The following is a 24,818-nucleotide window of genomic DNA, read 5'->3' as shown; positions in this document are numbered from 1 at the left end:
AATTTTATTTTGGTCCACGCCCCCGCTACAGCAAGCGAGGGGGAGAGACAATACTTCGATTACATGGCTGCCATGCTATGAAAACTTGAATGATCTCAGACCGTTATCAGGTCCCGGCGGGGGGTCGGGGGCCGAGTGGAGGGTTGCGTCGGAATGATTCCGTCACGCTCGCCGGTCCGCCCATGGGCCGAATCAGTCCTGTTCCTCGGTGTTGCGCCACTCGCGCTCGAAGGGCAGGCGCCAGGCTTGGGGCGCGACGAGCTGGTGGATCGATTTCGGCCCCCAGGAGCCCGGCGCGTAGAGGCGCACCGGCGGCGGCGCCTCCAGGAGCGGCGTCGAGACCTCCCACAGGCGCTCGATGCCCTCGGCCGTGGTGAAGAGCGTGTGGTCGCCGCGCATGGCGTCGAGGATCAGCCGCTCGTAGGCCTCCAGCACCTCGCCCATCAGGCCGGTGTCCTTCATGTTGAACTGGAGCGAGAGCTTGTCGAGCCGCATGCCCGGCCCGGGCCGCTTGCCGTAGAAGGAGAGCGACATCTTCGAGGCGTCGGCGAGGTCGAAGGTGAGATGGTCGGGCCCCTGCGCCCCGACGCCCGAATTGAACGGGAACATGCTTTTGGGCGGCTCGCGGAAGGCGATCGAGATGATGCGCTGCCCCTCCGCCAGCCGCTTGCCCGTGCGCAGGAAGAACGGCACCCCGGCCCAGCGCCAGTTGTCGATGCGGCACTTGAGGGCGATGAAGGTCTCGGTGTCCGATTGCGGATCGACGCCGGGCTCGGCGCGGTAGCCGGCATATTGCCCGCGCACGACCTCGCGCGGGTCGAGCGGGAGCATCGAGCGAAAAACCTTGTTCTTCTCTTCCGAGATCGGCCCCGGCTCCAACGCGGTCGGCGGCTCCATCGCCATGAAGCCGAGGATCTGGAACAGGTGGGTCACCACCATGTCCCGGAAGGCGCCGGTCGCCTCGTAGAAGGCGGCGCGGGTGCCCAGGCCCAGCGTCTCGGGCACGTCGATCTGCACGTGGTCGATGAAGGTGCGGTTCCAGATCGGCTCGAACAGGCCGTTGGCGAAGCGGAAGGCCAGGATGTTCTGGGCCGGCTCCTTGCCGAGGAAGTGGTCGATGCGGAAGATCTGATCCTCGGAGAAGACCTCGTGCAGGCGGGCGTTGAGCGAGACGGCGCTCTCGAGATCCGTGCCGAACGGCTTCTCCATGACGATGCGCGAGCCCGCCGCCAGCCCCGCCTCGGCGAGCAGGCGCACCACGGTGAGGGCGGCGGCCGGCGGCACGCTGAGATAGTGCAGGCAGCGGCTCTCCTGGCCGAGAGCCTCCTCGGCGCGGGCCACCGCCGCGGCGAGCGCGGGCGCACCGGCCGCGAGCGGCACGTAATCGAGCCGTTCCGCGAAAGCCGTCCATTCCGCCTCGTCGGCCTGACGGGTGAAGAACTGGTCGATGGCCTTGCGGGCGAGGGTGCGGAACGCCTCGACGCCGATATCGTCCAGCGACACGCCGACGATCCTGAGATCCGGGATGAAGCCGGCCTTGGAGAGATGGAACAGGCCGGGCAGCAGCTTGCGTTGCGCGAGGTCGCCGGTGGCCCCGACCAGAACCACGACCTGGGGCGTCTTCGGGCCGACCTCCGCCGCCAATCGTGCCGAGCGCGTGCCTGCCAAGCGGGGCCTCCCCTGGGCGCGCCGAATGCACGCGGACGGTGAGGTAGGGCCCGCGCGACACGTGCCAAGCTTGGGGCGAGCGATCCCGTGGCGGGTGCAAAGCGCCGGAGAGCCGCGTCGCGGCACCCTCCGGCGCCCGGGGCTTGGCGTCAGGGCGTGTAGACCGTCTCCAGGCTCCAGGTCTCCCGCGGCTCGTCGTGCAGCTGCCAGAAGCGCTCGGCCACGGCCTCGGCATCCTTTGAGCCGGGCGAGACGAAGCCCGCGACGGTCACGGTGGCGACGTGGATGTTCCGTTCCTTCAGGCTGTCGAACAATCCTTGCGCCAGCGCGCGGATGCCGGCCTTGCCGATGCTGAGCGACAGGTAATCCGGATGGGGCTGCAGCGCGAAGCCGCCTCCGGTGAGGAGGATCGTGCCGCCGCGCCCGGTCATTCCCGGGACGGCCGCCTGCGCTGCCGCGAGCGCGCCGCCGACATTGACCGTGAGATCGCCGTTGAACGTGTCGCGCGGCTGGTCGGCGAGACGCGCCTGCCGCATGGCGGCGGCGTTGTAGTGCAGCACGTCGAGACCGAAGGCGCCCTCGACCTCGGCGACCAGGGCGGCGACGCTGCCGGGATCGCCCGCATCGACGGTGCGGGTCTCGACTGTGTGGCCCTTGGCCCGCAATTCGTCGGCCAGCGCATCCGTCTTGCCGGCGTTCCGGGCGCTCAGGACGATGCGGAAGCCCTCGCGGGCGAAGCGCTCGGCGGTCGCCAGACCCATGCCGGGGCCGGCGCCGATGCTGAGAAAGGTCTTCACGATGTGTCTCCTCGACGTTGCGATGAGCCCGAGTTAAGCCGTGCATCGATCGCGATGAATCCGGCCAAGCGGCATTTGACTCGTGCAGGATCTGCAGGAATTCTCGGAAGCCGGCGGCCTGGAGGCGCTCTCGGCCTTCGTGACGGTGGCGGAGAGCGGCAGTTTCGCGGCCGCCGCGCGGGCGCTCGGGCGCGACGCCTCCGTTCTCTCGCGCCGGGTGAGCGGCTGGAGCGGCGCCTTGGCGTGCGGCTGCTGTCGCGCACGACGCGGCGGGTGACGTTGACCGAGGCGGGCGCGCTCTATTGCCGGCGGGTGCAGGCGCTGCTCGACGAACTCGCGAACGCGAACCGTGAAGCGAGCGACTTCGCGGCCGCACCCCGCGGGATCGTGCGGGTCTCGCTGCCCGTCACCTTCGGGCGGCTCTGGATCGCGCCGCTCCTGCCCGCCTTCCTGGCGCAGCATCCGCAGATCCGCCTCGACCTCCGGCTCAGCGACCGTTTCATCGACGTCGTGGCGGAGGGCTTCGACGTGGCGATCCGCGTCGCGGCCGGGGCCCCGCGGGACAGCTCGCTCGTCACCCGCCGCATCGCCGGCTACCGCAATCTGCTCGTGGCCGCACCCGCCTATCTCGCGGCCCACGGCACGCCGGAGACGCCCGACGACCTCGCGGGTCACGCCTGCCTCGGCTTCTCCGGCTACGCCGCGTGGCCCGACTGGCCGCTGACGCGGGAGGGGGAGCGCCGCACCCTGCGCCCGACCTGCGCCCTGGTCGCCGACCACTCGGAGGTGCCGCTCGCGGCGGCGGTCGCGGGGGCCGGGATCACCTTCACCGCCGACTGGCTCGCGGGGCCGGCCCTGCGCGAGGGGCGTCTGGTCGAGGTGCTGCCGGGCTGGGGCGGTCGCGAGAGCGGCGGCGTCTACGCGGTCCTGCCGCCGGGCCGCCTCGTGCCGGCCAAGACGCGCCTGTTCGTGGACGCCGTCTCCCACGGCATCCGCGCGGGCTGGGCGCGATGACGCATCGCGGGAGGGGCGGATCGATTCCATCTTCGGAGCGATGCCCGCCGTCTCCGAAGCCTTCGAAACCACCGCCGCCCGCCTGCGCGCCTGCCGGATCTGCCGCGACGCGCCGCTCCACGGCGCGCCCCTGCCGCACGAGCCGCGCCCGGTGGTCCAGGGCAGCGCCAGCGCGCGCCTGCTGATCGCGAGCCAAGCGCCGGGCAACCGGGCGCATCAGAGCGGCGTGCCTTTCAGCGATCCGTCCGGCCGGCGCCTGCGGGCATGGCTCGGGCTGACGGAGGCGGATTTCTACGACGCATCGCGGGTCGCCATCCTGCCGATGGGCGCCTGCTTTCCCGGTCTCGACGCCAAGGGCGGCGACCGGCCCCCGCGCCGGGAATGCGCGCCGGCCTGGCGGGCCGACCTGCTGGCCGGGCTGCCGCGCCTCGACCTGATCCTGGTGATCGGCCAGTACGCGCAAGCCTGGCATCTCGGTCCCCGGCCGGGCGGACTGACCGGGACGGTCGCGGGCTGGCGCGCGATCCTCGCGGCGTCGGTCCGGCCCCGGGTGCTGCCCCTGCCGCACCCGTCCTGGCGCAACAACGGCTGGCTCAGGACGAATCCGTGGTTCGAGGCGGAGCTTCTGCCGGTGCTGCGGGCCGAGGTCGCGGCGGCGATGGCGGCGGGCGCCCGGTGAGGCGCCGGGCCGCCCAGAATCGGAACCACGATCAGAAGAAGAACGTCGTCGTCAGGTAGCCGTAGATCGTGTCGCCGCTGTCCGGCGCATTCGGCGCGTTGCGCAGGACATCCCCCTTGAAGAGGTAGGCGACGCCGCCGTCGAGCAGGACCGAGCGCGGCACGAGCCAAGTGCGCACCCGTCCCTCGATCTGGTGGCCCGCGAAGGTGCCGGCGCGGCCGGTCCGGTCGCGCACGCCGGTCGCGGCGAAGCTGTCGCTCGGGTTCTCGAGCCAGAGGCTGCGATAATCGATGAACGCGTCCCATTCGGGGTCCGGCGCGACCTCGAAGCGGATGCCCGGCGAGATCAGGTTCGCCCGCTGCACGGCGCCGTAGAGGCTCGTCGGGCCGTAATCGAAGCGCCGCGCGCCGTAGAGCGTGTCGAAGCGCGTGTAGCTGTTCGGGTTGGCGCTGTCGCCGCTGGCATGGTCGTAGTGGAGCGAGATCCGGGGCGTCCACGCCGCCTCGAAGGTGTAGCCGGCCTCCGCGTGCACGAAGTAGGCAGTCACGGGCAGGTCGGTCACGTCGGTGACGGCGGCGGTGTTGCGCGCGACGCCGACTTGGCCGACGACTTCGAGTTCGTGATCGAACTGCCCCGGCCGGGGCACGCGGTAGAGGCGGAAGCCCGGGGTGAACAGGCGCCGGTTCCGGGTCCGGATGCCTTCGAGCTGCGAGCCGGAATCGCGTTCGAGCAGGCCGTAGCCGTAGGCCTCCAGGATGCCGCCGAGCACGCCGGCCTTGGTGAAGATGCCGCCGAAGAACTGGGTGTCGAAGCCCTCGTGATCCCAGGCGACGCTGTTGCTCAGAATGCCGGCGCGGTCGTCGGGCAGGCGGTAATGCGGCAGGGTGTAGAACAGGCGCAGCCGGTCCTTGCCCGCATTCTCCCAATCGTAGGCGATGCCGGTGAAGGCGTTGATGGTGTTGCGGAACTGGTTGCGGGCGATCAGGCGGCGCGAGCCGACGTTCTGGGTGAAGCGCCCGGCGGTGAGCGTGCTGACGGTCCCGCTGCCCGCGACATCCGCCATGTCGAAGCCGAGATAGGCTTGACCGAGTTCGAACGCGTTCACCTCGGTGGTGGCGATGGAGTTCGAGTTCCGGCGCTGGAAATAGGCCCGGCTGTCGAAGATCTCGCCGCCGAACCGCACCGGGCCGGTGTCGTACTCGGCAAACAGCGTGGTCTGCATCGAGAACAGTTCGTTCGTCCCCGGCGCGGGGGCGGGGCGGAACTGCCCGCCGAGCCCCTCGGCCCGCGGCCGGAAGCTGCCGTGGATCTTCCAGTTCTCCGGTTTGCCCAGCGCCTCGTAGAGAGCGAGGGCCGGCTTCTGCTGCAGCGCTTGGCCCGGCGCGACCTGGGCGGAGGCCGCCGCCGGAACGAAGGCGGCAAGAGCAAGCGCGAGGTAGGAAGCGAGACCTGCCCGCCGCCTCACGGGCCGGGAGGGCGACAGGCGCCCCGGACGGACCAAGCGCCCACATCTTGCCAAGCGCCCACGTCTTGCCAAGACATCGGATCTGCAAGCTCGCCTGAGATTAGTCTCGAACGCACTGGACACAAGAACCTCTCGACACTGAATTTACGTCGAATTGTTCCGGATTATGTTCGTAAGAGCTTGGCAATCAAACAGAAAAGTATGCCAATTTTCCGATGGCCGGGAGCAATCCTTCGCGCGGAAAAGCGGCATGGGCGGGAGCAATCTCTCATCGCCGGGGTACGGGAGAGAAAGATCTTTAATCCGCAACATCCGTGGGATTTGACCATGGAAGCATCGCGCGACGGTCGCCCCGACGCGTCGGCCCGCCTCGGACGCGCGTCGTCCCGAGCGCGGTCCGGCGTTGACAGGCGGCGCCCGCGGGAGGATCGCTGCCCGCACCTGCCCGCGAACGAGAGCCCGATGCCGGAGAGTGCCGACCCCCGCGACCGCCTGATCGTCGCCCTCGACCTGCCCGACGTGGCGGCGGCGGAGCGGCTCGTCGCGCGCCTCGGCGACGCGGCGACCTTCTACAAGATCGGCTACCGGCTGGCCTATGCGGGCGGGCTCGACTTCGCCGCGCGTCTCGTGAGCCAGGGCAAGAAGACCTTTCTCGACCTCAAGCTCCACGACATCGGCAACACCGTCGAGGAGGGCGTGCGCTCGGCCTCCGCGCTGGGGGCGACCTTCCTGACGGTGCATGCCTATCCGCAGACCATGCGGGCGGCGGTTCGCGGGCGGGGGCCGAGCCTGAAGATCCTCGCGGTCACCGTGCTGACCTCCTACGACGACGCGGACGCGGCCGAGGCCGGCTACGCCCTGTCGGTGGCCGAGCTCGTCGCGCGCCGCGCGGAACAGGCCGCGCAGATCGGCATCGACGGGATCGTCTGCGCGGCGGCCGAGGCGGGGGCGGTGCGCGAGCGGATCGGTCCGTCGGGGCTGATCGTGACGCCCGGCATCCGCCCCGCGGGCGCGGCGGCCGGCGACCAGAAGCGGGTGATGACCCCGGGGCAGGCGCGGGCGGCGGGCATCGACCATGTCGTGGTCGGGCGCCCGATCACCGGCGCCGACGACCCCCGCGCGGTCGCACAGAGAATCGTTGCCGAGATGGAGGACGCTTAAGTCATGGCCAAGGGCTACTGGATCGTGCGGGTCGATGTGAGCGACGCGGAGGCCTACAAGGCCTACGCGGCGGCCAACGGCGCCGCCTTCGCTCGTTTCGGCGGACGCTTCCTCGTGCGCGGCGGCGCCTTCGAGGCGGTGGCGGGGCAGGCGCGGGCGCGCAACGTGATCGTCGAGTTCCCGAGCTACGACGACGCGCTCGCCTGCTGGAACTCCGACCTCTACCAATCCGCCCGCGCTCTGCAGAAGGGCGGTGCCGAGGCCGACATCCTGGTGATCGAAGGCTACGACGGCCCGCAGCCCATCGTCTCCGAGCCGGCGCCGACGCCAGGCGCGGCGTCGGAATAGGGCGCCTCAGCACCCTCCCGAGCGCAGGGCGGAGAGCAGAAAGGCGATCATCACCGGCAGCGGCGGCTCGATCGTGTCGGGCTGCCGGCCCACCAGCATGGGATGGCAGTAGCGGGTGATCCCGGCCTGGAGGCAGGCCGCCGCGCTCTGCGGGTCGGCGACGGCGAAGGCGCCCTCGCGCACGCCATCGGCCACGACGCGTGCGAACACGGCGCCAATGCGGTCGACATGCGCCTGGCAGACCGCCCAGCTCTCGCTCATCGCCGCCTCGACCATCTCGTGGACGCGCGGATGCGCCTCGAAGCGGCGGCGGCAATCCTCGTGCAGGGCCGTGACGATGCGGGTCAGCCGCTCGGGGGCGTCGAGTTTCGGCGTGTCGGCGATGGCCGCGATCATCGCCTCGATCTCGCCGGTCAAGCGCTCCACCACCGCCTCGTTGATCGCCTTCTTCGACTCGAAGAAGCGATAGACGTTGGCCGGGCTCATCTTGAGGGTGCGGGCGATGTCGGCCACCGTGGTCTTCTGGTAGCCGATCTCCTGGAAGAAGCGCGCCGCCGTCTCGACGATCCGGTCGCGGGTCGTCGGCGCGATCTCGTCGGAGGGGGGAGGAAGGTGGGCCGTGGCGGCGGGCATCGTCGACAATACCTAGATTTCGGCTCCGGCCCCGTCAAAAGCGTTCGATGCCGTGCGTGTCGTGCTCAAACCGGGAGAGGGCCGGGCCGTTCCACCGCAGGCACGCCGAAGGGCAGAACCCGGCCAAACCCTGCGGGGAAGCGGGAAAACCGGCGCTCCGGCCTCACGCCGCCCCCGCATCCTCCCCGGGCTCGTCCTCGATATAGAGCTCTTCCAGAAGCACCTTGATCACGGCCACGAGCGGCAGGGCCAGCGCCACGCCCCACAGGCCGAACAGCACGCCGAGCAGGAGCTGGCCGGCGAAGATCGTCGCCGCCGGCAGGTCGAGGGCGCGGCGCTGGATGAAGGGCGTGAGCCCGTAGCTCTCCGCCGCCTGCACCGCGAGGTAGACGCCGAGCGCTCCGAGCAGGCCGTGCAGGCCCGAGGCGAGGCTGCTCAGCACGATCACCACGCCCGCGATCAGCGGCCCGATGGTCGGCACGAAGGCGAGCAGCCCCGCCTGGAGCCCGAGGATCAGCGCGCCGCCGATGCCGAGGAAGGAGAGGCCCGCCCAGGTCAAGAGGAAGATCGCCGCCATGGTCAGAAGCTGGCCGAACAGCCAGTGCCGCAGGGTCTCGCCCGCCCCATCGAGGACGCGCGCGCCGGTCTCGCGATGGCGCCGGGGCACGAGCCGCAGGGCGCCGTCGCGGTAGCTGCCGGGGCTCGCGGCGATGGCGACGCCGAGGAAGATGATGACGAGGACGTTGCCGAGGGCGTTGAAGAGGGCGAACACCACGCTCGCCGCCGGCCCGAGCACGCTGCCGGCATCCGACAGGAGCGAGCCGGGGCTCTTCAGGGCGCCCGAGGCGAGGCCGGCAAGGCCGCCCTCCTTCTGGCCCTTCCCCGCGTCGCTCTTGCCGTCCTTGCCGCTTTGGCCGCCCTGGGCCTCGGTGCCCCCGCCCTGACCCGCATCGCCGGCCGGGGCGGCCTGGGACAGGTCGATCTCGATGCCGCGCTCCTTGAGCCAGTTGCGCACCGTCTCCGATTGCTGGCGCACGGTGGTGCCGAGGTCGCGGGCTTGGCTCGCCACGGTGGCGCCCCCGAAGGCGGTCAGTCCGAGCGCGAGCCCGGCCAGAACGAGGCAGGCCAGGGCGAGGCGAAAGCCCCGCGCGATCGGCAGCACGTGGCCGAGGCCCCGGGTCACCCCGTCGAGGAAGACGGCGAACAGCACGCCGGAGAAGATCAGGAGGAGCGTGGCCGCCGCCGTCCAGGCGAGCCAGAGCCCGGCCGCGAAGGCCACGACCGCGATGCCCGCGGCCGCGAGGCTGCGCGTCCCGGCCGGGAGGGAGGGCGATGCCGTCATGAAGGGATCCGTTCGCGCTGTCCGGGCGGACTCGAAATCATGGCCCGGTCGGTGGCCCGAGTCGCGGGCCGTGGAGGGGTTCACGTCGTCAGGCCCAGGCCCCGGCGGCCTCGGCATCGGCCTGGGTCGCCTCCACCCAGCCGCCGACGCTGCCGTCGGCGAGGTGCTCGCGCTTCCAGAAGGGCGCCCGGGTCTTGAGGTAGTCCATCAGGAAGTCGGCCGCGGCGAAGGCGGCCTTGCGGTGGGGCGAGGCGGTGACGACGAGCACGATGCCCTCGCCCGGCCGCACCAGCCCGTGCCGGTGGATCACGCGCAGGGCCTGGACCGGCCAGCGGGCACGGGCCTCCTCCACGACCCGGCCGATCTCGGCCTCGGCCATGCCGGGATAATGCTCCAGTTCGAGCGCGGCGAGGCGGCCCGCCTCGTCCCGGCACAAGCCGGAGAAGGTCACGACCGCCCCGGCACGGCCGGCAAGCTCGGCCTCGATCCGAGCGATCTCCGCGGCGGTGTCGAAGGGCTCGGACTGGATACTGACCGTCATGACCGTCCCTTCAGACCTCGCGGGGGGAGACCCTTGCCTCTCGGGCGAGAGCCTTGCGCCCTTCGCGCCACCATCGTCGCGCGGGTTTCGGCCAAGCCCCGTTGCGCCACAAGCCCCGTTACTCCATCTGCCCGTGCGCCTATATGGCTCAAGGACAAGACCGCGCCACCGGCGCCCGATTCCAGAGTGAGCCGCGACGTGACGCCCGATCTGATCCTCCCCTACGAGGGCGTGCTGCCCGTCTTCGCGAGCCGTCCCGTCTGGTGCGGGCGCGCCAGCACCGTGATCGGCACGGCGACGCTGGGCGCCCAGGCCTGGCTCGGCGACGACAGCGTGATCCGCAGCGACGGGCAGCCGGTGAGCGCGGGCGAGCGCTTCTGGCTCGGGTCGCGCTCCACCGTCCACATCGCCACAGAATCGCTGCCGACGCGGATCGGCGACCGCGTCACGGTGGGCCGCAACGCGGTGGTGCATGCCTGCACCGTGGGCTCGGACGTGGTGATCGAGGACGACGCGATCATCCTCGACGGCGCGACCGTGGGCGACACCGTGCTGATCGAGGCGGGTGCCACGATCTTCCCCCGCTCCACCCTCGAGAGCGGCTACGCCTACGGCGGCAACCCGGCCAAGCGCCTGCGCCCGATCACGCCGGAGGAACTCGCCGAGCGGGCCGAGCGCCTGCGCGAGGCGGCGGGCGAGGGCGCGAGCCCGCCCGAGGCCGAGCCGCGGGAGACGGAGGAGGGCGTGTTCGTCGCCCGCACGGCCCGGCTCTCCGGGCGCATCGCGCTCGGTGCCGGCGCCACGGTGCTGTTCTCCTGCGAGCTGGCGGCGGAGGTCGGCCCCATCGTGGTCGGGGCCGACACCAACATCCAGGACAACACCGTGATCCGGGCCCGCGGCGAGGGCGTGGTGATCGGGCGCGACACCACGATCGGTCACAACGTGCGCATGGCCGATTGCCGGATCGGCGCCCGCTCCCTGATCGGCATCGGCTCGGTGCTGGCGCCGGGCACGGTGGTGGCCGACGACGTGATGCTGGCCGGCGGCTCGACCACCGATCCGGGCCAGTTGCTGGAGGGCGGCCATCTCTGGGGCGGCCGGCCCGCGCGCATCCTGGGCACGCTCGACCCGAAGAAGCGCGCATTGATGGCGCATATCGTCGAGGGCTATTGCCGGCTCGGGCGCGAGTACCGGGTGTTGCAGGCGCAGGAAGGGTGACCTTCTACCCGCAGGCGATCTGATCGCAGCGCCGCATCGCCGCGATCATCCGGGCCAGCGACTTCACCCCCGGATGGCCGAGCACGCCGGTGTTGCCGAGCACGTAGGACGGCGTCGCGGACAGCCCGAGATTGGCCGCGACGTTCATGTGGGCGCGCATCGCCTCGCGCACCTCCTCGCTGTCGGCGATTTCCTCGAGTTCGGCCCGCTTCACGCCGGTCTTCGCGCCGATCTCCAATGCCTTGATCCCGTCGATCTGGCCCTTGGTGGCCAGCAACTGTCCGTAGAAGGCGAAGGCCGCGGCCGAGCCGAGCTTGCGCTGCACCGCGAGCGACACCTTGGCGGCCTGGGCCGACATCGGCGAGAGGATCGGGTTGTGCACGAGGCCGATCCGCAGGGCCGGATCGCTGGCGGCGAGCGCGGTCACGTCGGCGGCGGCCCTGCGGCACCAGGGGCAGTTGTAGTCGAAGAACTCGTAGAGGGTCACCTCGGCCTCGCGGGGACCGACATAGGTGACGCCGCGCAATTCCTGGATCTGACCGGTGATCTCGCCCGGCAGCCGCATGTTGGCGACCGGCCGGCCCTCGTCGTTCTCGACCTTGAAGGTCTGGCCGTAGCTCTGCGCGGCGGCGGGACCGGCGATCGCGAGGCCGAGCGAGGAGGCGAGGAAGCGGCGGCGGTCGAGGCTCATGGGCGGATCCCCTGTCAGGGCGCGACCTGAGGGGGTCGCGCGCTTCGCGCCATATCGACCGAGCATGGTTGAAATTCGGCTTAAGCGCCGTCGGTCCGGGAGTGCCACATGTCCCGTTATGGCCTGCGAGGCGAAGTCATCCGATCGCCTCGCGCTTTGCCCGGACGGGTCCGCCTTCGGCTCGCCGTGACGGGAGAGGGTCGAAACCCTCACGCGGCTTCCGCGGTCGCGGCCCGCTCGCGCGCGAGCTTCGTCACGCTCACCTGATCGACCTTGCCGGTGCCGAGCATCGGCAGATGCTCCAGCACCACCACCTCGGCCGGCAGGGCGACGTCGGCCGCACCCCGGTCCTTGGCGAAGGTCTGGTAGGCGGCCCGCGTCGCGCCCTTGGCTTCGGTGAACAGGATCAGGCGCTCGCCCTTGCGGGCGTCGGGCACGGCCGCCACCGCGCTCGGAACGTCGGGCCAGAGCTGGCCCGCGAGCGCCTCGACGCTGGCCAGCGACACCATCTCGCCCGCGATCTTGGCGAAGCGCTTGGCCCGGCCCTTGATCGTCACGAAGCCGTCCGCGTCGATGGCGACGATGTCGCCGGTGTCGTGCCAGCCGTCCACCGGCGCCTCCAGCACGCCGGGCTTCTCGGCGCGCAGGTAGCCCAGCATGATGTTGGGGCCGCGGACCATGAGGCGTCCGCCCTCCTCGATGCCGGGCACGGTCTCGAGCCGCGACTCGATGCCCGGCAAAAGCCGGCCGACCGTGCCGAAGCGGTTGAACATCGGGGTGTTGAGCGCGAGCACCGGCCCGCACTCGGTGACGCCGTAGCCTTCGAGGATGCGCAGGCCGAACTTCTCCGCCCAGGTCTTGCGCGTCGTCTGCTTCACGGCCTCGGCGCCGGCCACGACGTAGCGCAGGGAGCGCAGGTCGTAGGAATGGGCCATCTTCGCGTAGCCGGTGAGGAAGGTGTCGGTGCCGAACAGGACCGTGGCGTTCGAGCCGTAGATGAGTTCGGGCACGATCCGGTAGTGCAGCGGCGACGGATAGAGGTAGACCGGCACGCCCGAGACCAGCGGCAGCACGAGCCCCGCCGTCAGCCCGAAGGCGTGGAAGACGGGCAGGACGTTGAACACCTTGTCCCGCGGCCCGAAATCGATGCGCGCGGCGACCTGCGCGGTGTTGGCGAGCATCGCCCGGTTGGCGATCACCACGCCCTTGGGCGTGCCCTCACTCCCCGAGGTGAACAGGATCGCGGCCGGGTCCCCGCCGGAGCGGGCCACGAGCGGGCGGCGGGGGCTCAAGGCTCCGCGGATCTTGTCGCCCGTGGTCACGCCCGCGCGCACGTCCTCCAGGTAGATCAGGCGCACCGTCGTCTCGATGCCCTCGATGAGGGCGCCGAGCCGCCCCTTCTCGATGAAGGCGCGGGAGGTCAGGATCGTGTCGACCTGCGCCGCCTTGCAGGCCGAGAGCACCGCGGCGGGGCCGGCGGAGAAGTTGATCATCGCCGGCACCCGGCCGGCGCTGGCGAGCGCGAAGAAGGTCACCGCCGCGCCGTTGGCGTTGGGCAGCATCAGCCCGACGGGTTTCTTCGGGTCGGGCAGCAGCGCCTGAAGCTTGCGGCCGAGGATGTTGGCACCCATCACCAGTCGCGCATAGCTCATCGTGCCCGTCACCGGGTCTTCGAGCGCCGTGCGCCGCCAGCCGTGGCGCTCGCCCGCCTCGACCAGCGCGGAGAAGACGCCGCGCTCGATGTCGGCGGTCTCGAAGACGAGGTCCGACATGATGTCGTAGAGGGCCGCGCCCGCGGCGCGGCGGCGATGCTTGCCCTTCAGCTCGGGATCGACGTGGAGCCGCACCGGGGGCAGGATCGTCACGGTCACCTTCGGCCACCAGGCGCGACGCACCTGATCGCGCTTCAGGCGCGAGAAGATCGTGCGCTCCGGCCCGTCGATCTTCACCGGCACGACCATGGCGCCGGACTTGTCGGCGATCAGCCCGGCCCCGTCATAGACCTTCATCAGGCTGCCCGTGACGGTCAGCCGGCCCTCGGGGAAGATGATCAGCGTCTCGCCGCTCTTGACCGCGTTGATCAGCGTGCGGGTGGCCAGCGGCCGGGTCGGATCGAGCGGCATCGCCTTGGTGACCCGCAGGAACGGCTTCACCCACCAGCGCTGTGCGATGCCGTGGTCGATGGCGAAGACGGGCTCGCACTCGAGGAGCGAGAGGGCGAGCGGCGCGTCGAGGAAGGAGACGTGGTTGAGGGCGATGATCGCGTTGGGTCCCGCCTTCTCCACGTTCTCCAGGCCCTTCACCTCCAGGCGGTAGAAGGCGCGGAACAGGATCGAGAGGGCGTCGCGCAGGGGGTTGGTCGGCAGGGTGACGAGGATCACCGCGCCGACGACGAGGTTGAGCACCGCCACGAGCGCCAGAAGCTGGGCCATGGAGAGGCCGAGCCCCTGCAGCACGGCGAGCGCGAGCGTCCCGCCGACCATGAAGGCGGCGGTGAGCACGTTGACCGCGCCGATGACCCGGGCGCGCTTGGCCTTCTCGGTCCAGGCCTGTACCGCGGCGAAGGAGGGTACCACGTAGAGACCGCCCGCGACGGCGAGCCCGAAGAAGTCGGCGGCGATGCGCAGGCCGTGGCCGCTCGTGATGAAGTCCCAGGCGCCGACCGGCTCGCCCGCGGGCGGGGGCAGGTGCGAGACGGTCCAGGCGAGATCGAGGCCGAACAGGCCCATCAGCACCGCGCCGACGGGGGTGGGCAGGAGCACGATGCGCCCGCTGGCGAGCCAGGAGGCCAGCCCCGAGCCCACCGCGATGCCGACGGAGAAGATCGCGAGCAGGGTGGTGGCGACGATCTCGGTGCCGTTGAGGGTCTGGCGCACCAGCACGGGCAGCAGCGAGAGGATCACGACGCCCACGAGCCAGAACCAGCTCACGATCACCGAGCCGCGCCACAGCCGCGTGTCGGACCAGAGGTCGCGCAGCAGCTCGACGGTGGAGCGGGCGACGTTGCGGTCGACATGCAGATCGGGCGCGCCCTCGCCGGTGGCCGGGATCATCCGGGCGGAGAGCCAGCACAGGACCGCCATGCCCATCAGGCCGGCGCCCAAGCCCAGCGCGTGGCCGCCCATCGCCATGGCGAGTCCGGCGGTGATGGTGCCGAGCAGGATCGCCAGGAAGGTCGCGGCCTCGACCAGCGCGTTGCCGGCGGTCAGCTCCTCGCGCTTCAGGTGGTCGGGCAGGATGCCGTACTTGATCGGTCCGAACAGGGCCGCGATGATCCCGAACAGGCCGAGCGAGGCGAAGAGCAGCGGCACCGAGTGCAGCCAGAAGCCCAGGACCGAGAGCAGGGCGGCGAAGATCTCGACGAACTTGAGCCGCTTGGCCAGCACCGCCTTGTCGTAGCGGTCGGCCAATTGCCCGCCGAGCCCCGACAGGATGAAGAACGGGCCGATGAAGACGGCGCTCGCCAGCGTCACGAGCACCCCGCCCGAACTCTCCCCCCGCGCGCTCACCTGGAACAGGATCAGCAGGGCGAGCGCGTTCTTGAGGAAGTTGTCGTTGAAGGCGGAGAAAAACTGGCACCAGAACAGCGGCGCGAAGCGTCGCGTCGTCATCAGTGTGCGGAACATCGTGGTCTCTCCCGGCTGAGCCATGACTGCCTGCCCATCGGCGAGGCGTCAAATCAGGGCTTTGCACATTGTTCAAATTATCCTGGGGCGCAGCGTCCGCAAGCTTGATTTTGCACGACGTGCAATCTATCGCGGCAGGGCGTGCGACGACGCACGCTCACCAAGGGAATCGACAGGTTTGACGAGGAAGGCGCGCGGCAGCGGCCCACGGGGCGAGCACGATCGGGAGGGCTTCATCGCCCTCGTCGCCGCGGCGGCGGAGAGCCTCGTGCGCAACGAGGGTTTTCGCGCGCTCGGCATGCGCCGGCTCGCGGCCGCGATCGGCTACGCGCCGAACTCGATCTACAACGCGGTCGGCGACCTCGATCAGGTGGTGCTGCGGGTCAACGCCCGCACGCTGGCCCGGCTGCACGGCACCCTGAGCGGGGCGATCGCGCCCGACCGGATGCCGCGGGACAACGCGCTGGCGCTGGCGGATGCCTATCTCGGCTTCGTGGCCGCCGACCCGCGGGTCTGGAGCCTGCTGTTCGAGCATGTCGCCGCCCCGGACCAGCCGTTTCCCGAGTGGTACGCGGCGGCGCTGGCGCAGCCGGTCGGCCTCGTGGACACCGTGCTGGCGCCTCTGATCGCGCAAGCCGACGAGCGCCGCCGGGCGGTCGCCGCCCTTTGGGCCGCCCTGCACGGGCTCGCCTCGCTCTCGACCTCGCGCAAGCTCGGCGTCCTCACCCCCGACCCGCCACAGGATCTCGCGCGGCTGCTGGTGGGACGGTTCCTGGGGTGATCCCTTGTCACGAACCCTCCCTCTGCGGGGGAGGGTGCTCGCGGTGCGGGCGGGAGAGGGACGAGGGCACGGCATGCGCGTGCCGACCTTCAGGAGCGCGCAAAGCCCGCTATAGAGCCCGCAACCCTCACCGCCGACCGGACCCTTCGATGACCCATCCCCCCGTCCCGACTTTGCGCCACTTCGCGGACGTCGCCGAGCGCTACGACCTGATCCTGTGCGACGTCTGGGGCGTGCTGCATGACGGGACGCGCGGCCACGCGGCGGCCGGCGAGGCACTGATCCGCTTCCGCGGACTTCCCGGTCCCCGGCCGCGCCGGGTGATCCTGGTCTCGAACGCGCCCCGGCCCTGGCAGGGGGTGCAGAAGATCCTCGACGGCTACGGGGTGCCGCGGGAGGCCTACGACGCGATCCTCACCTCCGGCGACCTGACCCGGCGCCTGATCGCCGAGCATCCGGGTGAGCGGATCTATCACCTCGGCCCGGAGCGCGACGCGCCGGTCTTCGACGGCCTGGACCTCACCCTAGTGCCGGGGACGCAAGCCCAGCGCATCGTCTGCACCGGCCTGTTCGACGACGACACCGAGACGGCCGAGGATTACCGCGCGGCGCTGGCCGATTTCCGCGCCCGCGACGTGCCGATGATCTGCGCCAATCCCGACCTCGTGGTCGAGCGCGACAAGAAGCTGATTCCCTGTGCCGGCCTGATCGCCCAGGCCTACGCGGCCATCGGCGGATCGGTCGTCTACGCGGGCAAGCCCTACCGGCCGGTCTACGAGACGGCGCTCGCCATGGCGGGCGAACTCGATGGTCTGCCCGCGCCGGAGGTGCGCCGCACGGTGGCGGTGGGCGACGCGATCCGCACCGACATCGCGGGGGCCTCCGCCTACGGCATCCCCTCGATCCTCGTGGCCCGCGGCATCCACGCGGAGGAACTGGGCGTCACGGCCGAGCACCACAGCCTCGGCGACATCGCCGACTGGCTCAGCCGCCAGCCGGTCCGGCCCGACGCGGTGATCGAGCGGCTGGTCTGGTAGCGCCGAAACCGTCCGGCGGGCCGCCCATCGTTGCAAGGCGACATCCGATGGGGTGGCAATGATCGGGCGGCGGTCGATCCCGAGCGCCTTCGGAGGGGTGGCGCGCGGCGCATGCGCCGGGCCGCGGCCATGCCGAGGGTCTTACGCAGTTCGATCCGCTCGGAAATTCCTCTGAACGGTCGCCAACCGGGGATGCGATTGCTATGGGGGCCGGATTCAAGCGGGATCCGAAACCCATGACGAGACCGGAGGCAGGCGGCCCGAGCGGGGCGGAAGCTTTGCGCCATGTGCGGCTGTCGGCGCATTTTTCCGCCTGCGGCTACGTGCCGGCGGCGCCCCCCGTTCTGCAGCCCGTCGAACCCTTCCTCGAACTCTCGGGCGAGGACATCCGGCGGCGCATCTTCGTGACGCAGGACGCGGCCGGGGCTGAGCTGTGCCTGCGGCCGGAATTCACCATTCCCGTCTGCCGCCTGCATCAGGCCACGCGGCCCGGCGAGAGCGCCGATTACAGCTATCTCGGTCCCGTCTTCCGCCTGGTGGCGGGCGAGCCCGACGAGTTCGTGCAGGGCGGCATCGAATCGATCGGGCGCACCGACATCCCGGCTGCCGACGCGGAGGTGCTCGGGCTCGCCTTCGAGGGGCTCGACCTGCTCGGGCGCTCCGACGTCGCGGTGCGGCTCGGCGACATGGGCCTGACCCACGCCTTCCTCGACGCGCTCGCCGTGCCGCCGGTCGCCAAGCGCCGGACCCTGCGGGCCATCGCCGCCGGGCGCCCGCTCACCGAGGTCGCCAACGGCGCGCAGATCGAGGAGCCGCATGCCGGCCTGCTCGCCGCGATCCAGGGCCAGGATGCCGGCGCGGTGCGGGCCTTCGTGGAGGACGTGCTCTCCATCGCCGGCATCTCGCAGGTGGGCGGGCGCAGCGCGGGCGCCATCGCCGAGCGCTTCCTCGCCAAGGCCGCGGCGCAGGCGCAAGGGGGCGCCGGCCTCAACCCCGGCAACCGCGCGCTGATCGAGCGCTACTGCGCCATCTCCGGCGATCCCGACGCGGCGGCGGCCGCGGTGCGGGCGCTCGCCGACGAGGCGGGGCTCGACCATCCCGGCCTGAAGGCGGCGCTGGCCCTGTTCGAGGAGCGCACCGGCTTCATGGCCGCGCGGGGACTGCCGATCGAGCGCTTCGGCTTCAGCGGGGGCTTCGCGCGCAACCTCGACTACTACACCGGCTTCATCTTCGAGGTGACCGGCCCGCAGGGGGGCCCGACCCTCGTCGGCGGCGGGCGCTACGACGGCCTGCTGCAACAGCTCGGCAGCCCGGTACCGCTGCCGGCGGTGGGCTGCGCGTTCTGGCTGTCGCGCTGCGCGGAAGGCAGCGCGCAAGGAGGTGTGGCGTGAGCGATCTGCCCCTGGTTCTGGCCGTCCCCTCGAAGGGCCGGCTTCAGGAGAATGCCAGCGCCTTCTTCTCCCGGGCGGGGCTCAAGCTGGTGCAGAAGGCGGGCGCGCGGGAATACCGCGGCACGCTCGCCGGCCTGCCCGGCGTCGAGGTGCGCTACCTCTCGGCCTCCGAGATCGCCGGACAGCTCGCGAGCGGCGCGGCCCATCTCGGCGTGACCGGCGAGGATCTGATCCGCGAGATGCTGCCCGATCCGGCCGGCAGCGTCGAACTGCTGACGCCGCTGGGCTTCGGCCATGCCAGCGTGGTGGTCGCCGTGCCCCAGGCCTGGATCGACGTGCGCGCCATGAGCGACCTCGACGAGGTGGCCAGCGAGATGCGCCTGCGCCAGGGCCGTCGCTTACGCATCGCCACCAAGTACGTGAACCTGACCCGCCGCTTCTTCGCGGAGGCCGGCATCGCCGACTACCGCATCGTCGAGAGCCTGGGTGCCACAGAGGGCGCGCCCGCGGCGGGCTCGGCGGAGATCATCGTCGACATCACCACCACCGGCACGACGCTGGCGGCCAACGCGCTGAAGGTGCTGGACGACGGGGTGATGCTGCGCTCGGAGGCCAACCTCGTCGCCTCGCTCAAAGCGCAGTGGGGCGAGACGGCGCGTTCGGCCCTGCGCACGGTGCTCGGCCGGATCGCCGCGGAGGAGCGGGCCCGCACCAGCCGCGAGGTGCGCGCGGCGCTGCCCGAATCCGGCGCCATCGATCTGGCCACCCTCGCCGGCCTGCACGAGGCGGAATTGCCCTACGGCGCCCCGCGCGGCGCCGACGGCGAGATCGTGATGCGCTGCCCCGTGGACGCGGTGTTCGACCTCTCCGACGCCCTGGTGCGGGCCGGGGCGCGGGCGGTCAGCGTGCGCCGGATCGACTACGCCTTCGCGGCAGAGAACCCGCTGGCGGAGCGGCTGCTGGCGCGGTTGTAGCCGGCGTCATCGCGAGCCGTCCGGCGAAGCGATCCAGCCGCGCGACCGCTCCGGATCGCACGGCGCCCTGGATCGCTTCGGCTCCGCCGCGCGATGACGGGGACGCTACTGCCCGCCCTGCTTGGCGAATTCCGACAGGACGCCCCGCAGCACCTTGAGCCGGCCCTCGTAGGCCGCGGTGAGGCAGGCGACCTCGGCGCCGCAGGCGCGGCGGTCCTTGAGCCAGGCCTCCTGATCCTCCTGCATCTTGGTGCGGTTGCCCATCGGCAGCAGGTCTTTGAGGATCTCGAAGCGCACCCCCATCTCGACATCGAGGTCGTTGAGGGCGCGGGTGTCGCAGACGGTCTTCTCGTCCGGCGTCTCGGCTTTGGCGCAGGCGAAGCTCGCGGCGGCTGCGGGAGAGGCCGCGGCGAGGCTCAGGGCGAGGGCGAGGAACGGGACACGCATCGGACAGGCTCCATCGCGGCGAACGGCCACGCTTTGCCCATCCAACACGCGGCCTGGCCCGGCGGTGCCCCGGTGGCGAAAAGAATCAGCCCCAGGGCTTCACGATCGCCAGGATGACGATGCCGATCATCAGCAGCGTCGGCACCTCGTTGATCACCCGGTAGAAGCGCTGGCTCCGCGTGTTGCGGTCGGCGGCGAAGTCCTTGACCGCGCGGGCGAGGAAGCCGTGCACGCCGCTCATCGCCAGGACCAGGGCGAACTTCGCCTGGAGCCAGGGCGAGGCGTAGTAGCCGCTCTGCCACGCGAGCCAGAGCCCGAGGATCCAGGTGACGATCATGGCCGGCGTCATGATCGCCTTGAGCAGGCGCCGCTCCATGACCTTGAAGGTCTCGGACTGCACCCGCGAGCCCGCCGGCAGGGCCGCGTGATAGACGAACAGGCGCGGCAGGTAGAGCATCGCCGCCATCCAGGCGATCACCGCGATGACGTGGAACGCCTTGATCCAGGGGTACAAGCTGTCGAGCACCGGCGGACGGACTCCTCGAAACGCAACGCGGGAAGACGGTTCAGCGGCCGGCCCGGAGCCGGGCCAGCATCCGCTCGACATGGGCGATCGGCGTCTGCGGGGTGATGCCGTGGCCGAGATTGAAGATGTGCGGCAGCCCCTCGGTCGCCGTCAGGATGCCATCCACGGCCGCGTCCAGGGCCCGCCCGCCCTCGATCAGCGTCTCGGGGTGGAGGTTGCCCTGGGTGACCGTCGTCGCCGGCACATGGGCTCGCAGGGCCGCGAGATCGACCCCCCAATCGACGCCGACCGCGCTCGCGCCGGTCTCGGGCACGACCCGGGCGTGGCCCTCCAGCCCGGAGCCCTTGGCGAAGACGATGATCTTGGCCTCCGGCAGCTCGGCCCGGATGCCCGCCACCATCCGGGCGATGGGCCCGAGCGAGAAGCGCTTCAGCGCGTCGCCGTCGGGGGAGTCCGGCAGCACCCCGGCATGGGACTCGAAGATCTGCACCGCGTCGGCGCCGGCGCGGAGCTGGCGCACGAGATATTCGGTCTGCACCGTGACGAGCCGGTCGAGCAGCGCGTCGAGCAGCGCCGGGTCGGCAGCGGCCAGCGCCCGGGCCGGGGCGAGATCCACCGTGCCGCGCCCGCCGATCATGTAGCTCGCCACGGTCCAGGGCGCCCCGCAGAAGCCGAGCAGCGTGGTCTCGTGCGGCAGGGCCCCCCGGATGCGCTCCACCGCCTCGAAAACCGGTGCGAGGTGCGAGAAGATCGCGGGGTCGCCGGCCTCGCGCAGGCGGTCGAACTGGGCGCGTCCTTCGAGCGCGTCGAGGCGCGGGCCCTCGCCCTCGACGAAGCGCACGTCCTGGCCGAGCGCGTGGGGCACCACGAGGATGTCGGAGAACAGGATCGAGGCCTCGAAGCCGAAGCGGCGGATCGGCTGGAGCGTCACCTCGGTGGCGAAGGCCGGATTGTAGCAGAGGTCGAGGAAGGAGCCGGCTTCCGCCCGGGTCGCCCGGTATTCCGGCAGGTAGCGGCCGGCTTGGCGCATCATCCAGGCCGGGGGCGGGGAGATCGCCTCGCCCGACAGCACCCGCAGCACCGGCCTGTCCGCCGTCCTTGCCTCCGCCATGCCTGAAGCCCGCATCCTGCCTGATTGCCGTTCGGGGGAGGCCGGCGAGGTCGCGACCGCGCCATCCCCAACCCGGCCCTACTCAAAGAAAGAGAGATTCTAGAATCTCTGTTTTTTCTTCTGGACGTTGGATCGTGATGCCGCAAGCGCGTCCACAGGCCCTCCCCACAGCCGCGGCGTTAATCGCCTCTTAACGGATTGGATCTAATCTCCACGATAGGCCAAGCTCACCAGCGGCTTGCGTGGGCCCGTGTGCCCTGACGACCCCTGCGGTCCCGGATTCTCCCAATCCGGCGACTCCGCCGTGTGCCCACGGTCGGCATGTTGAGGGCGGAGTCGACGGTTTTCGGGGCAACCCGCCGCCGCGCACCGATCGGCCCGATTTTTCCCCACTTGTCGACTCCTCGGGCGCGGATTGGGGACAAGGCGTCGACGAAGCGGCCCGCCGCACGAAGCAAGTCATTGAAATTTCGCTTGAATGCCGCTCGCGCCGAGGACGGCTTTCTCGTCCGAGGCCGCGTGCTGGATCGCTTCGGCTCCGCCTCGCGATGACGGTGTGGGCCTTCCTCCCCGTCATCGCGCGCGTCAGCGAAGCGATCCAGGCTCCGCGACGGCGTTCGAAACGGCCTCGCGGGTTCCCTGTCCTCGCCACCAGCCCCGCGGCAGCCGGCATTTCGGCATCGCCTTCGCGCAAAAACATGCTCTAAGCATCGCGGTGGGGCGGTCCCGCTGCCCCGAGGACCGATGCGTCACGGCAGAGACGGGCCGACGATGAGCCGCAGCTACTTCCATCTCCATCTCGTCTCGGATTCCACCGGCGAGACCCTGATCAATGTCGGGCGCGCGGCGGCGGTGCAGTACGAGGGCATCTCGGCCATCGAGCACGTCTACCCGCTGGTGCGCTCGGGCGCGCAGCTCGAGCGGGTGATCTCGGAGATCAAGGCGGCGCCGGGACTCGTGCTCTACACGCTGGTCGGCCACGAGCTGATCGAGCGCCTGGAGGAGGCCTGCCGCGAGACCGGCTCGCCGACGCTCAACGTGCTCCAGCCGGTCCACGCGCTGCTGCGCTCCTATCTCGGCGCCACCTCGACCGAGCGGCCCGGCGCCCAGCACATGCTCAACGCCGAGTACTTCAAGCGCATCGACGCGATGAACTTCACGCTCGCCCACGACGACGGCGCGCTGCCCGACGACCTCGACGAGGCCGACGTGGTGCTGGTGGGCGTCAGCCGCACCTCGAAGACGCCGACCTCGATCTATCTGGCCAATCGCGGCCTCAAGACCGCCAACCTGCCGCTGGTGCCGTCGATGCCGCTGCCGCCGAGCTTCGACCGGGCGAGGAAGGTTCTGATCGTCGGGCTGATCGCGAGCCCCGAGCGCATCGTGCAGATCCGCCAGAACCGCCTGCTCAGCCTCAAGGCCGACGACAACTCGTCCTACGTCGATCGGGAATCCGTGGCCGACGAGGTCGCCGCCTCGCGCCGGCTCTGCGCCAAGTACCGCTGGCCGACCATCGACGTGACCCGCCGCTCGATCGAGGAGACGGCCGCCGCCATCCTCGATCTCTACCGCGAGCATCGCCTGAAATTCATCGCGACCTGAGGCCGACGCGTGACGGAGGACGCCTGCGCCACGGCCGATCTGCGCGAGACGGTCCAGGCCGGGCGCGGGCGCTGCACCGATCTCAGCCTCTCCTACCGGGACTGGATGCCGCCGCTCGACCTCCTGATCGGGCAGGTCACGCCGGAATTGCTGCGCTCGTACCACGAGCAGACCATCGTGCTCGGGACGAGCCTCTACGAGCTGCCCGACGCGGAGGTGACGGAGGAGGGCGTCCTCCTCCTCGACGGCGTGTTCCAGTACGGAGCCCAGCTCAACGTCTTCCCCGTCAATTTCGAGGGGCATTTCCGCGCCATCGCCGCGCGGCTTCCGGGCCTGCGTCGGGTCGCGGTCGAGGAGCCGGTGGTGCTGCTGACCGGCATGGGCCACCAGATGTACGGCCACTGGCTGGTCGATTTCCTGCCAAAACTCTTCCTGCTCGATCGGGCCGGGCACGACATCACCCGCCTGCGCTACCTCCTGCCCGCCGACACGCCGGATTTCGCGCGGGTCTGGCTCGGTCTCCTCGGCATCGGCGAGGATCGCCTCGTCGTCTACGACCGGACCCGGGATTGCGTCGTCTGCCGCCGGCTGCTCGTGCCGACGGCCCTGCGCTTCGTCAGCCGCCCCTCGCCGCTGATGCGCGCGGCCCGCCGCTTTCTGCTGGAGCGCGCGCTACCCCGGCCCCGCTGGCGCCTCGGCCGCCGGAGCGAGCCGCGCGGCACGCGAAAAATCCTGATCTCCCGCTCGGACAATGCCGACACCCGGAACCGCCGCACCCTCGCCGAGCGGGCGGCGTTCGAGGAGGGGGCGGTGGCCCGCGGCTTCGAGCGCGTCCGGCCCGAGCGGCTGAGCGTCCCCGAGCAGATCGCCCTGTTCCGCTCGGCCGGCACGATCCTCGGGGAATACGGTTCGGGGCTGCACGGCTCGCTCTTCGCGCCCGCGGGCACGAACGTGGTGTCCCTGCGCGACAACGGGCTCGAACTCGGCTTCCTGCAGAGCTGCCTCGACCACGCGCTCGGCCATACCGGCGGCTACGTGATCGGCTCGGACCGCACCCCGGAGGGGTTCTTCTCCGTGGCAGCCCGGGATATCGACTTCCTGTTCGACTGGCTCGACTGGCGCGGCCTGCGCTGAGGAAACGCTTTTCCCGTGACCGCTTCCGCCCTCTGGCTCGCGCCCGCCCCACTGCTCCTCGCCTCGGCGAGCGCCACCCGGCGCGACCTCCTGGCGAGCGCCGGTCTGCCGGTGGAGACGGCGCCCGCGCGGATCGACGAGCGCGCCCTCGAGGCCGAGAGCGGGGGGCTCGCTCCCGCGGCTTTGGCCCTGCGTCTCGCCCGCGCCAAGGCGGAGGAGGTGGCCGCGCGCCATCCCGGCCGCGTCGTGATCGGCGCCGACCAAGTGCTCGAATGTGAGGGCCGCGTCTTCCACAAGCCCGCCGACGGCGAGGCCGCGCACGCTCATCTCACCCGGCTCCAGGGTCGGGCCCACGCGCTGCATGCGGCGGTCGCGATCCTGCGCGAGGGCGAGTCGGAAGCCTTCGTCGAGACCGCGCTTCTGACCATGCGGCCCCTCGCGGCGGAGGCGATCGACGCCTATCTGCGGCTCGCGGGCGCCGCGGTGACGGCTTCGGTGGGCGCCTATCAGCTCGAAGGGCTCGGCATCCACCTGTTCGAGCGGATCGAGGGCGACCATTCGACGATTCTCGGCCTGCCGCTCACGCCGCTGCTGGCCCGGCTGCGGGGCATGGGCCTGCTGGCGTTCTGAGA

24 protein-coding genes are annotated in these 24,818 nt (G+C 71.1%); 13 read left to right on the top strand and 11 right to left on the bottom strand.

Features of this window, described 5'->3' with window-relative positions; all coding sequences use genetic code 11:
* Positions 1–192: 192 nt before the first annotated feature.
* Both zwf and ACPCJR_RS19665 read right to left on the bottom strand, forming a co-directional pair.
* Positions 193–1,668: a glucose-6-phosphate dehydrogenase gene (zwf, locus tag ACPCJR_RS19670; protein ID WP_391514111.1), complete on the bottom strand. Its 1,476-nt coding sequence runs from the start codon at positions 1,666–1,668 to the stop codon at positions 193–195.
* Positions 1,669–1,817: 149 nt separating this feature from the next.
* The gene (locus tag ACPCJR_RS19665) at positions 1,818–2,465 is read right to left on the bottom strand and encodes an SDR family NAD(P)-dependent oxidoreductase (protein ID WP_391514112.1); all 648 of its coding nucleotides are present in this window, start codon (positions 2,463–2,465) and stop codon (positions 1,818–1,820) included.
* An 82-nt stretch (positions 2,466–2,547) separates the two neighbouring features.
* Here ACPCJR_RS19665 and ACPCJR_RS19660 point away from each other — a divergent pair, with 82 nt between their 5' ends.
* From ACPCJR_RS19660 to ACPCJR_RS19650, 3 genes are read left to right on the top strand one after another with little or no spacing between them, the layout of a single operon-like run.
* Positions 2,548–2,742 (top strand): helix-turn-helix domain-containing protein, encoded by a 195-nt coding sequence (locus ACPCJR_RS19660; RefSeq protein WP_391514114.1) that lies wholly within the window; start codon positions 2,548–2,550, stop codon positions 2,740–2,742.
* Entirely contained in the window at positions 2,709–3,479 is a 771-nt protein-coding gene (locus tag ACPCJR_RS19655) for a LysR family transcriptional regulator (protein WP_391527226.1), read from the top strand. The genes ACPCJR_RS19660 and ACPCJR_RS19655 overlap by 34 nt, the downstream gene beginning before the upstream one ends.
* Before the next feature lie 40 nt (positions 3,480–3,519).
* Complete coding sequence (locus ACPCJR_RS19650; RefSeq protein ID WP_391514118.1) at positions 3,520–4,158, top strand: uracil-DNA glycosylase family protein; 639 nt, start codon at positions 3,520–3,522, stop codon at positions 4,156–4,158.
* 31 nt (positions 4,159–4,189) lie between these two features.
* Here ACPCJR_RS19650 and ACPCJR_RS19645 read toward each other — a convergent pair whose 3' ends face one another.
* A complete protein-coding gene (locus tag ACPCJR_RS19645) occupies positions 4,190–5,623 on the bottom strand; it encodes an alginate export family protein (RefSeq protein WP_391514348.1) in 1,434 nt (477 codons plus the stop codon).
* A gap of 462 nt (positions 5,624–6,085) precedes the next feature.
* On the opposite strand from ACPCJR_RS19645, the gene pyrF reads away from it, so the two are divergent.
* Complete coding sequence (pyrF, locus tag ACPCJR_RS19640) at positions 6,086–6,784, top strand: orotidine-5'-phosphate decarboxylase (RefSeq protein ID WP_391514119.1); 699 nt, start codon at positions 6,086–6,088, stop codon at positions 6,782–6,784.
* A gap of 3 nt (positions 6,785–6,787) precedes the next feature.
* Positions 6,788–7,132: a DUF1330 domain-containing protein gene (locus tag ACPCJR_RS19635; protein WP_391514121.1), complete on the top strand. Its 345-nt coding sequence runs from the start codon at positions 6,788–6,790 to the stop codon at positions 7,130–7,132.
* A gap of 6 nt (positions 7,133–7,138) precedes the next feature.
* On the opposite strand, the gene ACPCJR_RS19630 is transcribed toward ACPCJR_RS19635, so the two are convergent.
* The 3 genes from ACPCJR_RS19630 to ACPCJR_RS19620 form a co-directional block, all read right to left on the bottom strand.
* Positions 7,139–7,765 (bottom strand): TetR/AcrR family transcriptional regulator, encoded by a 627-nt coding sequence (locus tag ACPCJR_RS19630; RefSeq protein WP_391514123.1) that lies wholly within the window; start codon positions 7,763–7,765, stop codon positions 7,139–7,141.
* Positions 7,766–7,928: 163 nt separating this feature from the next.
* Complete coding sequence (locus ACPCJR_RS19625) at positions 7,929–9,107, bottom strand: AI-2E family transporter (RefSeq protein WP_391514125.1); 1,179 nt, start codon at positions 9,105–9,107, stop codon at positions 7,929–7,931.
* 88 nt (positions 9,108–9,195) lie between these two features.
* Complete coding sequence (locus ACPCJR_RS19620) at positions 9,196–9,648, bottom strand: molybdenum cofactor biosynthesis protein MoaE (protein WP_391514127.1); 453 nt, start codon at positions 9,646–9,648, stop codon at positions 9,196–9,198.
* 198 nt (positions 9,649–9,846) lie between these two features.
* On the opposite strand from ACPCJR_RS19620, the gene ACPCJR_RS19615 reads away from it, so the two are divergent.
* Positions 9,847–10,866 carry a gamma carbonic anhydrase family protein gene (locus tag ACPCJR_RS19615; RefSeq protein WP_391514350.1) on the top strand — a complete coding sequence of 340 codons (1,020 nt, stop codon included), beginning with the start codon at positions 9,847–9,849 and terminating at the stop codon, positions 10,864–10,866.
* A gap of 4 nt (positions 10,867–10,870) precedes the next feature.
* Here ACPCJR_RS19615 and ACPCJR_RS19610 read toward each other — a convergent pair whose 3' ends face one another.
* Both ACPCJR_RS19610 and ACPCJR_RS19605 read right to left on the bottom strand, forming a co-directional pair.
* Complete coding sequence (locus ACPCJR_RS19610) at positions 10,871–11,557, bottom strand: DsbA family protein (protein ID WP_391514129.1); 687 nt, start codon at positions 11,555–11,557, stop codon at positions 10,871–10,873.
* Between the two features lie 209 nt (positions 11,558–11,766).
* The gene (locus tag ACPCJR_RS19605) at positions 11,767–15,183 is read right to left on the bottom strand and encodes an acyl-[ACP]--phospholipid O-acyltransferase (RefSeq protein WP_391514131.1); all 3,417 of its coding nucleotides are present in this window, start codon (positions 15,181–15,183) and stop codon (positions 11,767–11,769) included.
* A 268-nt stretch (positions 15,184–15,451) separates the two neighbouring features.
* Between ACPCJR_RS19605 and ACPCJR_RS19600 the strand changes: the two genes are divergently transcribed.
* From ACPCJR_RS19600 to hisG, 4 genes are all read left to right on the top strand, one after another.
* The gene (locus tag ACPCJR_RS19600) at positions 15,452–15,964 is read left to right on the top strand and encodes a TetR/AcrR family transcriptional regulator (RefSeq protein ID WP_391514352.1); all 513 of its coding nucleotides are present in this window, start codon (positions 15,452–15,454) and stop codon (positions 15,962–15,964) included.
* A gap of 149 nt (positions 15,965–16,113) precedes the next feature.
* Positions 16,114–17,001, top strand: coding sequence for a TIGR01459 family HAD-type hydrolase (locus ACPCJR_RS19595; RefSeq protein ID WP_391514133.1), 888 nt, complete (start codon positions 16,114–16,116; stop codon positions 16,999–17,001).
* A 236-nt stretch (positions 17,002–17,237) separates the two neighbouring features.
* Positions 17,238–18,392 carry an ATP phosphoribosyltransferase regulatory subunit gene (locus ACPCJR_RS19590; protein ID WP_391514135.1) on the top strand — a complete coding sequence of 385 codons (1,155 nt, stop codon included), beginning with the start codon at positions 17,238–17,240 and terminating at the stop codon, positions 18,390–18,392.
* Positions 18,389–19,366, top strand: a complete 978-nt coding sequence (hisG, locus tag ACPCJR_RS19585) for an ATP phosphoribosyltransferase (RefSeq protein WP_391514137.1) — start codon at positions 18,389–18,391, stop codon at positions 19,364–19,366. The genes ACPCJR_RS19590 and hisG overlap by 4 nt, the downstream gene beginning before the upstream one ends.
* 105 nt (positions 19,367–19,471) lie before the next feature.
* Here hisG and ACPCJR_RS19580 read toward each other — a convergent pair whose 3' ends face one another.
* The 3 genes from ACPCJR_RS19580 to hemE all read right to left on the bottom strand — a co-directional run bounded on the left by ACPCJR_RS19580 (position 19,472) and on the right by hemE (position 21,450).
* The gene (locus tag ACPCJR_RS19580) at positions 19,472–19,813 is read right to left on the bottom strand and encodes a lysozyme inhibitor LprI family protein (RefSeq protein ID WP_391514139.1); all 342 of its coding nucleotides are present in this window, start codon (positions 19,811–19,813) and stop codon (positions 19,472–19,474) included.
* Between the two features lie 85 nt (positions 19,814–19,898).
* The gene (gene hemJ / locus ACPCJR_RS19575; protein WP_391514141.1) at positions 19,899–20,339 is read right to left on the bottom strand and encodes a protoporphyrinogen oxidase HemJ; all 441 of its coding nucleotides are present in this window, start codon (positions 20,337–20,339) and stop codon (positions 19,899–19,901) included.
* Positions 20,340–20,379: 40 nt separating this feature from the next.
* Positions 20,380–21,450 carry a uroporphyrinogen decarboxylase gene (hemE, locus tag ACPCJR_RS19570; RefSeq protein WP_391514143.1) on the bottom strand — a complete coding sequence of 357 codons (1,071 nt, stop codon included), beginning with the start codon at positions 21,448–21,450 and terminating at the stop codon, positions 20,380–20,382.
* A 771-nt stretch (positions 21,451–22,221) separates the two neighbouring features.
* On the opposite strand from hemE, the gene ACPCJR_RS19565 reads away from it, so the two are divergent.
* The 3 genes from ACPCJR_RS19565 to ACPCJR_RS19555 are packed head-to-tail and all read left to right on the top strand — an operon-like array spanning position 22,222 to position 24,816.
* On the top strand, positions 22,222–23,052 hold the full coding sequence (locus ACPCJR_RS19565) for a pyruvate, water dikinase regulatory protein (RefSeq protein WP_110350494.1): 831 nt from the start codon (positions 22,222–22,224) through the stop codon (positions 23,050–23,052).
* 9 nt (positions 23,053–23,061) lie between these two features.
* Positions 23,062–24,186 (top strand): glycosyltransferase family 61 protein, encoded by a 1,125-nt coding sequence (locus ACPCJR_RS19560; protein ID WP_391514145.1) that lies wholly within the window; start codon positions 23,062–23,064, stop codon positions 24,184–24,186.
* 15 nt (positions 24,187–24,201) lie between these two features.
* Positions 24,202–24,816, top strand: coding sequence for a Maf family nucleotide pyrophosphatase (locus tag ACPCJR_RS19555; protein WP_391514147.1), 615 nt, complete (start codon positions 24,202–24,204; stop codon positions 24,814–24,816).
* Positions 24,817–24,818 lie beyond the last annotated feature (2 nt).

The sequence above is a fragment of the Methylobacterium sp. NPDC097929 genome (assembly GCF_049543375.1).
In the GTDB taxonomy this organism is placed as follows: domain Bacteria; phylum Pseudomonadota; class Alphaproteobacteria; order Rhizobiales; family Beijerinckiaceae; genus Methylobacterium.
Note: the sequence above shows the minus strand (reverse complement) of the source record. Positions and strands in the feature narration are given on the sequence as shown.